We start from the raw sequence: 15,341 nt of genomic DNA, 5'->3' as shown, positions 1-15,341 counted from the left end.
CCTATGCCACTGAGGTTCAAAATATGTGCAAAAATCATCGACCTCACAAAACAATGCTTCTAAACTAGACATAGGACGGGGCGCTGAATGGTTTAACTTAATTTCAGCTTACTTGCCCCCTCCTTTTCTTATCCCGAACTGACGTTAATTGCCGATGTGTTGTACGCCTTGAGGCGCAACCCAACGAATGATTCTTCATCCCTGCGGTGCAAGTTACGGAGAAATTGTTGTTTTTGTTACAGAATTTTACAAAACTTTGGCATCTTTATAAGTATTTCTATGCAGATATAAAGATCTAACCTATACTCTCTAAGTGGTCGGCTATCTAATGTCAATGAAGCGTTGGAGTTGACTAGTAATTTTTGTTAATGCATCTAATGTCGAAGTGGCGCTATTACCGAGTCTAGATAGTAGCCAAGGTTTTAGGTGCGATCGCATTTTTCTAGTGCTGCGCTTCGTGCGATCGCACCACATTTTGCTCATCGACTCATTGTTGGAATCTTGGCAATACTCACTTCTTGTAACACTTGCGGAAACTGCTGCCAAGGGATATTACCTGTTTTGCTCTTCAAATACAGTTCGCCAAACTGAAGTAACGCAGCGGCGGTGTCATCCGCAGGTACATTGGTAAATAGATAAGTAGGTTTACCAGGCGCGGAAAAAGCAACGGCACAGGGAGAACCGCACGTCCACAAGCATCCTACTGGCTGAATTCTCAGATCCAGGGAATACATTTGTTCAACACCTAAGGCGTTGAGTTGTTCGATTAAACGAGTTCCGTCAGCCGGTTGATTTTCTGGCAATTCTTCAGAAGAACGGTTACAAGATTTACAGACAAGTAAAGTATGTTTGTGCATAGCTTAAGGTGTGTTGACTAAGTATTTGAATAGGTCATCAATGACGGCATCCGCAGCAAATAAATTCCATCCTACCCAAGTTAATTTATCTACAAAATATACATGATTTTGCTGGACGGCTTTGAGTTGCTTGAAAAGCGGTTTTTGTAGAAGTCGTTTGAGGCTCTCCTCATCATTATCTGAAAAAGCTGTTAAAAATAAAAAATCACCATCAAGCTGTTCTAATTCTTCTTCAGAGTATTCAATGCTTCCATAAGGAGCAACAACTTCTTGCGATGGAGGACGCTTTAGACCAACATCATTGAGAATGGAACCAACAAATGAGTTTGTAGTATCGCTGCCCAAGCGACCAAAGTAATAATAGACAAAGGAAATTGTTTTGTTTTGGTAGTTATTGCCCAACGCAAGTTTGAGGTCTTCAATTCTTTGATAGTACCGATTCCAAGCTTGTTGAGCCGCTTCTCGTCTCCCTAACACTTCAGCTACAAAACTAAATTGATCTCGCCAAGTTTCATCACTTTGCCAATCATATAGTGCAGTCGGGGCAATTTTTGAAAGTAGAGGATAAATGGCTTCATGAGGGTTTTTTAAACCTAGAATCAAGTCAGGTTTTAGCAGTGCGATCGCTTCTATGCTAGGTTGTTCATCTGTTCCTATGGTTGTAATTCCCTCTGTTTTATCTTGTAAATAGCTGGGAAGTGTTGTATCAAAAGAAGTAGCACTCCCAACGGGTTTAATACCCAAGACAATTGCGTTACTGAGATTTTCTGTAGAAAGTGTAACAACCCGCTGCGGATTGTTAGGAACACAAATTTCCCCCATTGCGTGTTGGATGATTCGACAAGATGAATCGCTCGACTTGGCATCAAAAGAAGCGGTTTGCTGAGCCTGATTATTACCACAACTGACCGTAATTAGAACAGTAATTATCACTAAAAAGCACCACTGCATCAACCAACGCCAATTACTCACGCTTTTTCTCATAGCTTCAGGCAATTATCACAACAAATCAATCTCGGTGTGACTGGATTAAAATATGATTTACTCTCCAATTGTGGGCTACAGTTTATACGCAAGTCTTCTCGCCCCCTAAATCCCCCAAATATGGGGGATTTAGAAAGATTTTTGCCTGAATGACTATGATGTATATCAAAATTCGGTTCAACCTCAAAATATTACCCTTTGCTTTTTAACCTCGTGAACAAACGTTCTTCCTTATCTCTGAATTCGCAGGAGGATTAAGAGGAGGTGAAGGAGTTATAAACTGCTCAAAGTCTCCCAGGATGGGGGATTTAGGGGGCTATCAGCTGTCAAGTTACTCAACGATTACTACCTTAATTCAGCCTCCTCACCTGGAAATCAAAACTGTACAGAAATCGTGCCTTGCACTGTAAATGGTCTACCGACATTCACACCACCAGTTCGAGAGCCATAGTTAGCAGAGGTGAAATACTCTACATCAAAGAGGTTCTGAACGTTTAACTGCATTTGCCAATTGTCGCGTCTGTAGAATAGTGCAGCATCGGTACGAAAATAGCTTGGCAGGCGAAACGTATCATCAATATCGCCAACGCGATCGCCTACGTAAAATAACCCCAAACCAAAGCCTAATCCTTCAAAATCACCGTCCTCAATACTGTAAGTTGTCCATAAGCTCAACTGATTGTAAGGTATATTTGCTAACCGATTACCTACTGGTAGGGTATTATCTTCACTCACAAAAGCATCGAGGTAAGCATAGGATGCGGTAATATTCCAACTAGGCAAAATTTCTCCGTCTAAGCTCAATTCAATCCCGCGACTGGTTTGTTCCCCAACTTGAATTGAGAACAAAGAATCGTTCGGATCGGCAGTGACAACATTTTGCTTTCGCAGATCAAACGCTGCTAACGTTAAGCTGAGTTGATCGGATAAATCTGCTTTCAAGCCGACTTCAAATTGTCTACCCGTTTCCGGCTCGAAGGGAGTACCATCAGCATTGCGGAAGCTTGGAAATGTCGGGTTAAACGATCGCGTATAGGACGCATATAAGGATAGAGGTTCAATAGGCTGATAAACAATGCCAACGCGGGGTGTCCAAGCAATATCTGTTTGCTCAAAATCGTTGCGCGGTTGTCCTGCATCTTGTTCACTCGCGAACTGGTAAGCACTATCAAACCGCAAGCCTGCTAGTAGTTTTAAATTTGGCAACAAATCAATCTGATCTTGCAGGTAAATGCCAACTCCCGAATAATGATCGTCTCGGAAAAAGTCTGGTTCCAATGCAAAGCGCTGTCTTGTATAAACCGGATTAAAGATATTAATCGATGGATAAGGAACTGACTGATACGATGGATCTTCAAACCCACTGTAGTACTCAATGCCAAACAAAAGCCTGTGTTGAATTGAACCTGTGGTAAATTCACCAATCAAGTCGGTGTTGGTTTGAAATCTTTGATAATCACCGTCAATAAATCGTCCCTCACGGGCTAACTCACCTGTAGTTTCATCTAAAGCGTCAAAAGCTGTAAACAGTCTAGTATCGGTTTGACGGACAAATTGTGAAGCATGGCGAACTGACCAATTTTGATTGAAGCGGTGATCTAAAGTGTAACCAAGGCTAAAGGCATCAAGCGTTTGTTCTGTAAAAGGTTCATCTAAAAAGCGATCGCGTGGTAAATCCGCAGGGCGATCGCCAATAACTGGCAAGCCGTTATCAATCGTTTCTCGTTGTGTGGGAATGAACTTAGCATTAAAATTCAGCGAGGTGTTGGGGCTAATATCCCAAGTTACGCTAGGGCTAATCGCCAACCTTTCACCGTTGACAAAATCGCGGAAACTACCATAGTTTTCATAGAAAACGTTCAAGCGATACTTTAGTGTTCTGGACGTATTGAGTGGATCCGAAATATCTAATTGCCCTTGGTATGTGCTAAAACTTCCGGCAGTGAACGAGGCAGCATAGTACGGTGTATCTAGAGGTTGCTTCGGAATCAAATTGATAATTCCACCTGGTTCTCCTCGACCAAACAACACCGAAGCCGGACCCTTTAAAACTTCAATTCGTTCAATATCGCTAGTTTCGGTTGGGCTGATTAAGTTGTAGCGGATGCCATCTCTAAAAGTTTCAGTAAAAAAGCCAGAACCGCGAACTGTAAAGGTATCTCCCCCTTGACCCGTTCCTCTAGTACCTTGTTGTTGTACGCCAGCAACGTTTTCTAATGCATCGCGCAGTTCCACAATGCCGCGATCTTGTAGCACCTCGTTTGGCACAACCTGAATCGATTGGGGAATATCGCGTAACGGAGTATCAGTTCGCGTTGCGGTTGAAGCATTCGGCACATAATATCCCGTATCCTGTTCTCCTGTCACGATAATCTCAATTGCCTCATCCTCAGGTTCTTCTACTACAACACTCAACACCAAGCCCTGTGCTTCAGTTCGTACATCTGCAATTGGCGGTGCATCGAAACCTGTAATTGCCACACGCACAAAATTATTTGGCAGATTCGTGACTGATACCGCTGCAATTCCTTCCGCTGGATTTTCTTGTTGAAATCCATGCGGTGGTATGAATACCGCATTGGGAATATCAGCGATTAAGGCATTATCGACAACATAAGTTTCAGGAATCGAAAGTCCTGCTACAGTTTCCAGCACAATTTCTAAGCCGCTAGCCGTAGAAAAAAGCGATACAACATAACTCCCGACACCACACAACCACCTAAAACTACTGAGAAAGCTTCTCATGAACTTATCAGGTTTAATATGGCAATGCGCGATCGCTTGTGGTTGAGCCGGAATATTTTTGTGGTTGAACCGGAATTTTTTATTTGCGTTTAGCTTAGCGATAGTCGTGGTTTTATCAAATTTTAAAACTAACCGAAGTTAAGCAAATTTCTGGAAGAAAGTGTGATGAGATGCGATCGTAGAATAAGCAAGTAAATCAACACCTGGATGCGCCGCGACTCAATCTTTTATCAACTATTTCAACAATCCCCCACACTGTTATTTGAACTATTGACAAATCGCCCTCCAAATGCGTCAGAATATCGCTTTGACTCCGTTGCTGTCAAAGAACCCAAGTTTGAAATTGATGGCGTATTTTTACCCCCTGAAAACGACGGTGTAGGAGTTGTGTATTTCTGCGAAGTACAGTTTCAAAAAGATGAGATGCTCTATGAACGAGTCATTGCTGAATCATCGTTATACTTTTACCGCAACCGTGCTCGATTTAGTGACTGGCAAGCTGTAATCATCTACCCCGCACGAAATGTTGAGCAAAGTGATCTTTATCCGCATCGCTCATTCCTCAATGGCGGACAAGTACATCGTGTGTATCTTGATGAACTCGGCGATATTCGCTCTTTGTCAGTGGGAGTAGCATTGATGGTACTGACAACATTAAACAAAGCCCAAGCACTTGAACAAGCTAGGTATTTGTTAGCAAAGACTCGTCAACAAGTACCTCCATCGACTTCACAAGCGATAATAGAGATGATTACAACGATCATCGCATACAAGTTTGAACGACTAAATCGAACCGAGGTAGAATCGATGCTGGGAATAGCGCTCAAGAAAACACGGCTTTACCAAGATATTAAGGAAGAAGGACAACAGGAAGAAGCAGTAAATTTGACAATTCGACAGTTGAGTAAGCGATTTGGCAAAATCTCGAACGATCTACATGCCTCAATCTCTAGTTTACCGCTGCCTGTTCTCGAAGAATTAAGTGAAGCTTTGTTAGATTTTACAAGTTTAGCTGAGTTACAGGCTTGGTTACAAGCGCGATCGCTCAATCCAAATATCGCGCAATCGAATGACTAATTTTATCTGCGTTTAGCTTGGCGATAGTTGTTCGGGCTAACACTAAACTTGCGGCAAAAGGCTTTAGTAAACGCACTGCGATCGCGATACCCTACCATTCGCGCCACTTCTTCCACCCTGAAATCACCCGAACCTAACAATTGCTGTGCTTGCTCTAGGCGATAATCGTGCAAGTAACCAAACACCGTTTTACCAAATACCCGCCGAAATCCGCGTTTGAGCGTGTAATCGTTTAATCCTACTAAACGCGCTAGCTCAATGAGCGAAGGTGGATTGTCTAAACGTTGCTGCAAAATCGTTTGTGCTTGATGAATTCGATCGACATCATCGAGTTTTAAAACTAACCGACAGCGTTCACCTCGTTGAATTTCAATTTCCTGTTCTACCATCAACGCGAGTAATTCCATCACCTTGCTTTCGAGATACAAGCGTTTGGTAATTCCTGCATACGGACATTGCAGAATTTGCTGTAAAGCAATCTGCATTTGTGGTGTCACTTTCCCATAACGATAAAAATATTGTTGATGTGGTTGCTTAAATAGATGAATTAACTCTGGAGGAATTTGTTCGGTTGATTTAGCAATATACGAGTGGAATAATTCTGGTTCGATATGAATGTTGATAGATGAGATCCGCTGCTGTCTTAATTCCTCGCACAAGCCACCTGTTGAAAATCCACTTCCGCAAAACCAATACAACCCAGAACAAACCTGTTCATCATTATTGTTGTAGTTTCCAGAGAGAAGAAATCCGCACTGGATAGGATGTTCGTGTACATCAACCTTCTCAATGACATTATCGTGCAGTTGATAGTCATCAATTCTAATCTCGATTCCTTCTTGATACTCAATGTTGCGTCGAAAACCTTGTCCTAACTTAGATGGATAATTCCGAATGACATCAAAAGGATCTGATGCGTCGGCGTGTTGTAGTGTTGGATTGGCTTCTTGCCACAGTTCCCCCAAAGTTTGCTCTGAAACAATGATGGTCATAGCGCGTTAGTATAACTTGATAAATAAAATTGCTGCTAAATAAGAATTGTTTGCAGTATTATTGCACAGATAGTCATTTGATGTTGGTGTGGAATGCGATCGCTACTGACTCCCGACATTAGTTAGGATCGAGAGGATGATACAAGGGTCGATCGATGACTCTAGAAAGCAAAATCGCAGCCGCCTTTAGCATGAGTGATGATACCTGGGCGCGTCATGCTAATCCTTGGAGTGTTGGGACGCGGTTTACAGTTTTACCGCTACTCATCCTGGCAATTTGGAGCCGTGCTTGGTTAGGTTGGCGATCGCTCATTCCGATTAGTATAGTAGTTGTCTGGATGTGGATAAATCCACGAATTTTCCCGCCACCCGCTTCAACAAATAGCTGGGCTGCAAAAGCTGTACTTGGCGAACGCGTTTGGTTAAACCGAGACAAAATTCCTGTACCAGAGCATCATCGCCGCATACCCAGTATTCTCAGCATTGTTTCTACCACGGGTATGCTATTCGTTATTTATGGTTTAGTTACTTTCAATATTTGGTCTACACTGCTAGGAACCGTCGTTGTTTATCTTGGTAAACTGTGGTTTATAGATCGTATGGTTTGGCTGTACGAAGATATGAAAGACACCAATGCAGAATATCGTAGCTGGTTGTACTGATTATAGAAAAGAGCTGATTAGGTTGAAACCGCAGCTAGAAATCTTTTGCATTAGTCCACGAAGGTGGACAGGGTTCATGAAGCCGCGACTTCAGTCGCCAGGCTCAAGTTATATTTAAGTATCTCCATGCAAGATAGCAATGTTATCGTCATTGGTAGCGGAATTGGCGGATTAACCGCTGCGGCTTTATTATCGCGTTATGGCAAACGAGTTATTGTCTGCGAAAGTCACAACATCCCTGGCGGTGCAGCACACAGTTTCTCACGTCGCGGATTTACCTTTGATTCAGGTCCTTCGTTTTACTGCGGTTTGAGTAATCCAAACAGTTACAATCCCTTAAGACAAGTTCTAGACGTGTTAGGAGAATCAATACAGTCTATCCCGTATGACCCACTAGGACACTACCACTTTCCTGAAGGGACTTTTGCAGTTTATAGCGCAATTGACCAGTATCTTGAGACAGTCGCCCAAATTACTCCCCAAGGTGCAAGCGAACTACAGCAATTTACGCAACGCTTGCTCCCACTGTACGAAGCTTTACAAGGTATTCCCACACTCGCTTTAAGGGCAGATTGGCAACTGATTCCGACTTTATTAAAATACTTGCCATCTGTACTAAAGATGCTACCCCATCTAGGAACAATTCAAAGTTCTGTAGGGCAAGTGATGGATCGCGAAGTACAAGATCCTTGGGTACGAAGGCTGATTGACTTAGAATGCTTTTTACTTTCTGGTTTAAAAGCGCATGGCACGATCGCTCCAGAAGTTGCGTTTATGTTGGGAGAGAGATCGCACATCGGAGTAGATTATCCTGTCGGAGGTAGTGGGGCGATCGTTGATGCTTTAGTACGCGGACTTAAGCGCTGCGGTGGTGAATTGCGCTTGGGAACTCATGTCGAGCAAATTGTGGTGGAGTCTGGTAAAGTTGCTGGGGTGCGCTTACGTAACGGTGAAGTCCTTAAAGCACCTGTAGTTATTTCCAATGCTTCAATTTGGGATACTTACAATAATTTGTTGCGATCGCAAGATTTACCGAGTTCCTATCGCCAAGCTTCGTTAAAAACATCAGCGGTAGATAGCTTTATGCATCTCCATCTCGGTATCAAATCTGAGGGTTTAGAGCATTTGACAGGTCATCATGTCGTCGTTCACGATACACAACAGGATATTACTGAACCAGGTAACACTTGTATGATTTCGATTCCTTCGGTATGGGATGCGACGCTTGCGCCACCAGGTCATCATGTCATTCACGCTTACACATTAGAACCTTACAGCAATTGGCAGCGCGATGATCGTTATGAAGAGAAGAAAAAAATGCGAGCGCAATCTTTATACAATGCTTTAGAACGCATAATTCCTGACATTAGGCAACGAGTTGTTATAGAACTTATTGGTACGCCATTAACCCATGCTTATTATTTACGACGGTATCAAGGTACATATGGACCAGCGATCGCCGCAGGTCAAAGGATGTTTCCTGGAACTACCACACCGATACCTGGATTGTACCGCGTTGGCGATAGCACAATGCCAGGAATTGGCGTTCCTGCAGTTGCTGCTTCAGGCATTTTGTGTGCAAATACATTAGTGACACCCCAACAAACAGCCGAAATCCTTTCTAGTTATTAACACCGTAACATTTCGGTGGCGGAGTTCATTGAAAATCTATCAGCCATTGCGCATTGACTTGATGTTGAAGCGATCGCCCTTGCCAATCGTTGACTACCTGGCACAATGAAGGGCAGGAGTTACATAAGCCTCAATGCATAATCCTATTCCTATTTCAACGCTTTTTATCGGACTTAGTGGTTTCATGGCTTTTGCACTGTCTTACATTGTGGTCATGGAGCGAATCAGTACTAGAGTATGGCATGGAGGGTCAAAAGAAGAGGTAACAACCCAGCCCAACTACCTCGATAAGCCTAGCAAATGGGCAGCTTTTGTCGAAAACTACACGCAAAAATCAGTTGCAACCAAAACGAGCGATGACGGAGTATTGCAGCGAAAAGTCCGTGCTTTTGGCAATTTTAGCGAGTATGTACCACTGGGGTTGCTGTTTCTTGTCGCGTTGGAGTTAATGAAATTGCCGACTTTGTTGATATGGCTGCTTGGAAGTGCATTGATTATAGGACGAATTGCCCATGCGTGGGGATTAATTAAAACCTATGGACCATCACCAGGGCGTGCTATTGGTTTTTTTCTGACTTGGTTGGTGTATTTAGTTGGTGCTAGTATTTGTGTTTATTACGGTGTAGTTGGAGTCTTGTCGTAACAAAGCTCACCGACGGTTCAAGCAGTCTTACGGTTAAGTTGATCGGTGGCTAGTATCCTTTGCATCCTCATCGAGATCTTTCACTCGTCCGCTCCAACGAGTTGTTAGACTGGGCTTACGTGATAAGTTCACGACTTCTCTGCCGCTTTCTGCTTCCTTTTTGCGTAGATCTGCAAAGATTGCATCTAAATCATAGTTAAAGGACTTTGCATACTCTTCACGAATGCGGTGGATCTCTTCGACAATCTCGTCTTTCCACATGACTTAATTTCCCATGAGTTCGTTAGGTGTGCAAAGGACGGGCAGCACATAGCCAAAATCGAGACTAACCTCTGCCAACTTTCCCTGAATTTGAGCATTGGCAATATGCTTACAATTCCACGTTAACAGATAATCCATGCCGTGGACAGTTGCGACAGCAATATGGATTGCGTCAACTTTCGCTTTTGGAGGTAGATTGCTCCGAATTAGGAGTTGTGCGGCTAAACCCTGTACATCTTGGTTCAACATCAGCAAGGGCAAATCGCGCAGAATCTCCAGTCGTTGCGTGGCGATCGCCCCATCCCCCTGTGCCACTTCCTCTAGAACTGCCTCCGAGGTATACAGGGTAAAGGCACTTCGACGAGACTCCCACCAGTCTCTAGTTATCTCTATATTTGCTGCCAAAATTAAATTTTTGGTTGATCTGGCAGTGAGGTAACCTAAGATACTGGTTTCAATGTAGACAGTTTCACTCATACTCAGCAAACTGCAAGCCGTCTGATTAGGCAAAGTTACGACGACGTAATTTTAATATTCCTGATACCCACGCTACTAGATGCACGTATACTCCCAAATATGCCTAGCATTGAGGATGTGAATGCCAAACCAATTAAGGCAGTTAGCAGTCGAATTTCAATGTTACTCGACGCTGGTTTGGACAAGTCAACAAGCTTTTCAAAGAAGCTCCCGTATAGCATACCTGCGCTTGCAGCAAATGAGGACGAGAAGGCACAAAGGCGAGGAACGGATGGTCGAGCCATGAGGATTGCTGTTACAACAAGTGGTAATCCTACGAAGAAGTCATCTAGAACAAAAAGTTGGTTTCGCCCCTGCCCCCAGCTGCGAATAGTCTCGCCAACCATCAAAGATAAGCCGAGGAGAATTGCCCAGACTCTCCAAAACTTCATAACCGACACTCCTTACAAGCTAGCTATGACATTACCTCAATGTTTTACTACATAAGGCATTGGACTTGGTTTTTTCGATCCAAAAAAAACCACTCTTCCCAACCAAGATCAGATTCAGTGGTCTAGCAAGTAATTAGAGCGAACGGCATAACATCACTGCCACACATTTAGAAAATATTGCGCTGCCACTCAGATTATTTTAGTAAGTGGCTGGCTTCGCTTTAGTCACTACACACCAGCCACTCATCACTTTTACTTATCCAACTGTGGCTGAAAGTGGCTGAGAAAGAGCTTGTTTCAACACATCAGCTTTATCGGTGCGTTCCCACGGTAAATCTAAATCGGTGCGTCCAAAATGACCGTAAGCTGCGACGTCCTGATAAAAACGTCCGCCTCGTTCAGATGGCAGCTTTTGTAAGTTGAAAGCATGGATAATACCTGCAGGACGTAGTTCAAAATGTTGTTTGACTAACTCTAGCAAGCGGTCTTCTTCAGTTTTGCCAGTACCAAAGGTTTCTATCATAATACTCACTGGTCGTGCGACGCCGATCGCATAACTCAGTTGTACTTCACACTTTTCTGCCAACCCAGCAGCAACAATATTTTTAGCCACATAACGACACGCATAAGCCGCACTGCGGTCTACTTTTGTAGGATCTTTGCCTGAAAAAGCCCCGCCACCGTGTCGCGAATAACCACCGTAGGTATCCACAATAATTTTTCGCCCAGTGAGTCCTGAGTCGCCCTGTGGACCACCAATGACAAACTTACCAGTAGGATTCACTAAAAAGCGCGTATTGTCGTTAGGCTTAATCGCTATATCGGCAAAAACAGGTTCTACTACCGCTGTCCATAAATCAGATTTGATTTTGGCTTGTACAGCGTCGGTGTCAGTGATGTCACCGATTGTAGGGGTATGCTGAGTAGAAATGAGGATTGTATCAATCCCGACTGGACGTCCATCTTCGTAAGCAACAGTAACTTGTGTTTTCCCATCAGGACGTAAATAAGCTAAATCTCCTGTTTTGCGTACAGCAGCAAGGCGGCGGGAAATCCGGTGCGCCAGACTGATCGGTAATGGCATCAGTTCCGGTGTTTCGTTGCAAGCAAAGCCAAACATGATACCTTGGTCGCCAGCACCAATCGCATCGAATTGTTCTTCGCTATCTTGTTGCCGACTTTCGTGTGCTGTATTCACACCTTGGGCAATATCAGGCGATTGTTCATCTAAAGCGACTAAAACCGCACAACTATTGTCTGAAAAGCCGTTATTAGCATCGGTATAGCCAATATCAGCAATTTTCTTCCGCGCAATATCAACGTAGTTGACGTGGGCTGTGGTGCTGATTTCTCCGGTAATCAGAACTAAACCAGTATTGACTACAACTTCTGCTGCAACGCGGCTAGCAGGATCTTGTGCTAGTAGCGTATCTAAAATCGTGTCAGAAATTTGATCGCAGATTTTGTCTGGATGTCCTTCTGTGACTGATTCAGAAGTAAAAAAATAACGACGAGACAAAGGCATCTCCTTAACTTATGATGTATTAGTGTCGATGTTTGTATGATGTTAGTCTGCCATCATCACAACATCTCTAATATACGGATAAGTTAAGAATAAAGGATGATCGCAGAAGTCGGCGAACATTTAGTCGGATTGTCAAATCTGAATTTCATTAAGTTGCGCGATCGCGACATCGGCTGAGTGTAAATGTGTAGCAGTTCTCCAGGAAATCCCAATACACCCTGCTGCACCAGCATTGCGTGCCATTTCGATATCACCTATCGAATCTCCTACCATCAAGGTATTCTGAGGTGCGACTCCTAATTTTTGACAAGCTTGAATAAATAACGCCGGATCGGGTTTACTCAATCCTTGATCAACTCCCATTTGCAATTGCACGTAGTCTTGCAACTTATGGCATTCCACAAAGGCTTTTACGCGCTGTGTAGAAGCTGCTGAAAGAATTCCTAGTTTTAAACCTGCTTGCGATAGATCCTGTAAGACTTCTAATGAACCGACAAATAAGGGTGAAGGTGTTGTCCCAATCACTTGATCGGCTTCCATAAACGCATTGTGCGCGATCGCCCGTGACTCTAACCACCCCCGCCCTGTTTCAGCAATGTAAGCTGCTGCGGCAATTTCAGTTTCGTAACGGCTACCGACGGCAAGTAATCCTGTTGGATCGAGGCGATCGCCATTAATTCCAAATGCCATTAATAAAGGTTCTCCGATTCCTGGAATTTGGGCATCGATGAGGCGCGATCGCTTTTGCCCTAAAGAACGTAAATATTCTTCAGAATCTTCCAGCGTGCCGTCTTTATCAAAGATGATTGCTTGGATATTTTGAAAAGTTACATTTTTGCACTGAATTGTGACCAAAAAATCACCTCACTTTTAAGATTGCTCTATCTTTGCTGTATTGGGACGATCTAGTGGGCTGAAGTAGATGAATCTGTTGTCACCTGGATATGGCTCTGCTCCTGTTCATAAAAAAAGAGGGATCAACCCTCTTGTTATCAAGTATGAATTACTGTTACTTATTCCGCAGCAATAGACTTACTCCTCGTCAATAGCAGCCGGAATTTCTTCTTCACTAGCTGTAGGAATTTCTTCCTCTGTAGCAGCCGGAATTTCCTCTTCCAATACTTCAGCTTCTTCTAGAGTTATTCCTTGTTGTTTAGCAAGCATCTGCTCTCGATACTTAGCAGCCATTTCTTCAGCTTTATCGTACACCAGGTCACGGTTTTTAATCATGTCTCCTGGTTCTGGTTCTAGCTGCTTCGTAGACAAGGAGATCCGACCGCGTTCAGCGTCTAAATCAATGATCATAACTTTCACTTCATCATTGACGTTAAACACACTATGGGGCGTATCAATGTGATCGTGCGAAATTTCAGAAATATGCAGCAAACCGCTCACGCCACCAATATCAATAAATGCACCGTAAGGCTTAATTCCGCGTACGGTACCAATCACAACTTCGCCGACTTCTAGGCGGTTCATCTTGCGTTCAACCAAGGCTCTGCGATGCGAAAGAACCAAGCGGTTGCGGTCTTCATCTACTTCTAAAAATTTTAGCGGGAGTTCTTCGCCGACTAAGTCCTCCTTGGGTTTACGAGTACTGATATGCGATCCTGGGATAAAGCCCCGCAGACCTTCAATGCGAACTAATGCTCCACCACGGTTTGTTGCAAAGACATTAGAGCGCACAGTAGCATCTTCGGTTTGCAACTGGCGTACCCGTTCCCACGCCCGCATATACTCGATCCGGCGAATTGACAGCGTTAGCTGACCATCTTCATTTTCATCGGTAAGAATAAAGAATTCCCGTGTTTCGTTTGACTGTAAAACTTCTTCTGGGGAATCTACGCGGTTAATTGACATCTCCTGAATGGGGATGTATGCCGCTGTTTTCGCACCAATGTCAATCAGAGCGCCTCTAGGCTCGATACTGAATACTGTCCCAGCTACCGTATCCCCAGGACTAAAATGATAATCGTACTTATCGAGTAGAGCAGCGAAATCCTCGTGAGTAAAACCAATTTCTGCGACAGTTTGTTTCTGATTGACCATGCTAATGTGTTCCTGGTATTTAGTCTCCGTAAGTTTATGCCTCCTATCGATGTATATGCACGCTACTTCTTAACAGCGCTTTACACCTACATCTTTAATTAATCCTAGCGTAGGAAAGCCAAATCTATACGCACAAGTATTCAGACCCTCCATTATACCTGATTGTTACGAATGAGTAAATTCATAATCGTTGATGGCTTCTGCTGTAATGTCAGCGGAGGAACTGTTACGGTGCGATAGATCTTCTAAAGTATCTACAAAATCACGAATGCTTTGAAATTGACGATATACCGAAGCAAATCGAACGTAAGCTACCTCACTAAGTGACTTGAGATGGTGCAAAACTAATTCTCCAATTTCTAGACTAGTCACTTCGCGTGAAGTGCGTTGTTGAAGCTCAGATTCAATTTCATCTACTAATGCTTCGAGCTGTACTGTAGAAATACCTGTTTTGTGACATGCTTGAACCATGCCTCGCAGAAGTTTTGAGCGATCAAAACACTCGCGATCGCCATTTTGTTTTAGAACTGTAATGGGGAGAAACTCAATACGCTCATAGGTCGTAAAGCGACGTTGACAATTGAGGCAATCACGTCGCCTGCGGATACTTTGTCCTGCTTCTGTTACTCGTGATTCCAACACCCGATGATTAGGATGTTGGCAGAATGGACAGCGCATAAAAAACGCATCTTTAAAAGAATTTACTCTTAAGACTTTATTTACCTTAATACAAGGCAAAATGCAAACAATCCGCCACTATCACAATCGGTAGCAGCGGTTGTCACTTGTATCCCTAGCTAGAACTAAAAGGGATGACTATTTCTTTTGAATGCGTGGGGGTTCGCGAAAGGCGATCGCAAAGAACAGAGTTCCGATTGCCAAGGCAAGAATTAAAATGTAAGCAACGCTTTCCATAGGACAATTTTCTAATTACAAGCTGAGCTGATATTGATAGTTTACCAAGCAAAAGAAAAGAACGGTTTAAAAAACTACTAAGGCTATGGTT

General features: G+C 43.4%; 17 protein-coding genes. 4 read left to right on the top strand and 13 right to left on the bottom strand.

Going from position 1 to position 15,341, the window contains the following annotated elements:
* Nucleotides 1-321: 321 nt before the first annotated feature.
* From IQ230_RS10595 to IQ230_RS10580, 4 genes are all read right to left on the bottom strand, one after another.
* Nucleotides 322-483 carry a hypothetical protein gene (locus IQ230_RS10595; RefSeq protein WP_193931965.1) on the bottom strand — a complete coding sequence of 54 codons (162 nt, stop codon included), beginning with the start codon at nt 481-483 and terminating at the stop codon, nt 322-324.
* Nucleotides 480-857: a DUF1636 family protein gene (locus IQ230_RS10590; RefSeq protein WP_193931964.1), complete on the bottom strand. Its 378-nt coding sequence runs from the start codon at nt 855-857 to the stop codon at nt 480-482. The genes IQ230_RS10595 and IQ230_RS10590 overlap by 4 nt, the downstream gene beginning before the upstream one ends.
* Before the next feature lie 3 nt (nt 858-860).
* Nucleotides 861-1,829: an ABC transporter substrate-binding protein gene (locus IQ230_RS10585; RefSeq protein ID WP_322742374.1), complete on the bottom strand. Its 969-nt coding sequence runs from the start codon at nt 1,827-1,829 to the stop codon at nt 861-863.
* A 387-nt stretch (nt 1,830-2,216) separates the two neighbouring features.
* Nucleotides 2,217-4,586, bottom strand: a complete 2,370-nt coding sequence (locus tag IQ230_RS10580; protein ID WP_228054744.1) for a TonB-dependent siderophore receptor — start codon at nt 4,584-4,586, stop codon at nt 2,217-2,219.
* Between the two features lie 207 nt (nt 4,587-4,793).
* Here IQ230_RS10580 and IQ230_RS10575 point away from each other — a divergent pair, with 207 nt between their 5' ends.
* Nucleotides 4,794-5,663 carry an Rpn family recombination-promoting nuclease/putative transposase gene (locus IQ230_RS10575; RefSeq protein WP_193931963.1) on the top strand — a complete coding sequence of 290 codons (870 nt, stop codon included), beginning with the start codon at nt 4,794-4,796 and terminating at the stop codon, nt 5,661-5,663.
* 2 nt (nt 5,664-5,665) lie between these two features.
* Here IQ230_RS10575 and IQ230_RS10570 read toward each other — a convergent pair whose 3' ends face one another.
* Nucleotides 5,666-6,655: a helix-turn-helix domain-containing protein gene (locus IQ230_RS10570; RefSeq protein ID WP_193931962.1), complete on the bottom strand. Its 990-nt coding sequence runs from the start codon at nt 6,653-6,655 to the stop codon at nt 5,666-5,668.
* A 155-nt stretch (nt 6,656-6,810) separates the two neighbouring features.
* Between IQ230_RS10570 and IQ230_RS10565 the strand changes: the two genes are divergently transcribed.
* From IQ230_RS10565 to IQ230_RS10555, 3 genes are all read left to right on the top strand, one after another.
* Nucleotides 6,811-7,317, top strand: coding sequence for a DUF6653 family protein (locus tag IQ230_RS10565; RefSeq protein ID WP_193931961.1), 507 nt, complete (start codon nt 6,811-6,813; stop codon nt 7,315-7,317).
* Between the two features lie 126 nt (nt 7,318-7,443).
* Nucleotides 7,444-8,949, top strand: a complete 1,506-nt coding sequence (locus tag IQ230_RS10560; RefSeq protein ID WP_193931960.1) for a phytoene desaturase family protein — start codon at nt 7,444-7,446, stop codon at nt 8,947-8,949.
* A 133-nt stretch (nt 8,950-9,082) separates the two neighbouring features.
* Complete coding sequence (locus IQ230_RS10555) at nt 9,083-9,592, top strand: MAPEG family protein (protein ID WP_193931959.1); 510 nt, start codon at nt 9,083-9,085, stop codon at nt 9,590-9,592.
* 33 nt (nt 9,593-9,625) lie between these two features.
* Here the strand turns inward: IQ230_RS10555 and IQ230_RS10550 are convergent, their stop codons facing one another.
* The 8 genes from IQ230_RS10550 to IQ230_RS10515 all read right to left on the bottom strand — a co-directional run bounded on the left by IQ230_RS10550 (nt 9,626) and on the right by IQ230_RS10515 (nt 15,250).
* The gene (locus IQ230_RS10550; RefSeq protein ID WP_193931958.1) at nt 9,626-9,853 is read right to left on the bottom strand and encodes a hypothetical protein; all 228 of its coding nucleotides are present in this window, start codon (nt 9,851-9,853) and stop codon (nt 9,626-9,628) included.
* A 3-nt stretch (nt 9,854-9,856) separates the two neighbouring features.
* Nucleotides 9,857-10,330 (bottom strand): type II toxin-antitoxin system VapC family toxin, encoded by a 474-nt coding sequence (locus IQ230_RS10545; protein WP_193931957.1) that lies wholly within the window; start codon nt 10,328-10,330, stop codon nt 9,857-9,859.
* A 35-nt stretch (nt 10,331-10,365) separates the two neighbouring features.
* Nucleotides 10,366-10,761 (bottom strand): hypothetical protein, encoded by a 396-nt coding sequence (locus IQ230_RS10540; protein ID WP_193931956.1) that lies wholly within the window; start codon nt 10,759-10,761, stop codon nt 10,366-10,368.
* Between the two features lie 256 nt (nt 10,762-11,017).
* Entirely contained in the window at nt 11,018-12,280 is a 1,263-nt protein-coding gene (metK, locus tag IQ230_RS10535; protein ID WP_228054743.1) for a methionine adenosyltransferase, read from the bottom strand.
* A gap of 138 nt (nt 12,281-12,418) precedes the next feature.
* Nucleotides 12,419-13,141, bottom strand: a complete 723-nt coding sequence (locus IQ230_RS10530) for an HAD family hydrolase (RefSeq protein ID WP_193931954.1) — start codon at nt 13,139-13,141, stop codon at nt 12,419-12,421.
* A 177-nt stretch (nt 13,142-13,318) separates the two neighbouring features.
* Nucleotides 13,319-14,335 (bottom strand): 30S ribosomal protein S1, encoded by a 1,017-nt coding sequence (locus tag IQ230_RS10525; RefSeq protein ID WP_193931953.1) that lies wholly within the window; start codon nt 14,333-14,335, stop codon nt 13,319-13,321.
* Between the two features lie 165 nt (nt 14,336-14,500).
* Nucleotides 14,501-15,013, bottom strand: a complete 513-nt coding sequence (gene nrdR / locus IQ230_RS10520) for a transcriptional regulator NrdR (RefSeq protein ID WP_193931952.1) — start codon at nt 15,011-15,013, stop codon at nt 14,501-14,503.
* A gap of 138 nt (nt 15,014-15,151) precedes the next feature.
* Nucleotides 15,152-15,250, bottom strand: a complete 99-nt coding sequence (locus IQ230_RS10515) for a photosystem II reaction center protein T (protein WP_015188476.1) — start codon at nt 15,248-15,250, stop codon at nt 15,152-15,154.
* Nucleotides 15,251-15,341 lie beyond the last annotated feature (91 nt).

Origin of the sequence: Gloeocapsopsis crepidinum LEGE 06123, from assembly GCF_015207655.1 — a bacterium.
In the GTDB taxonomy this organism is placed as follows: domain Bacteria; phylum Cyanobacteriota; class Cyanobacteriia; order Cyanobacteriales; family Chroococcidiopsidaceae; genus Gloeocapsopsis; species Gloeocapsopsis crepidinum.
Note: the sequence above shows the minus strand (reverse complement) of the source record. Positions and strands in the feature narration are given on the sequence as shown.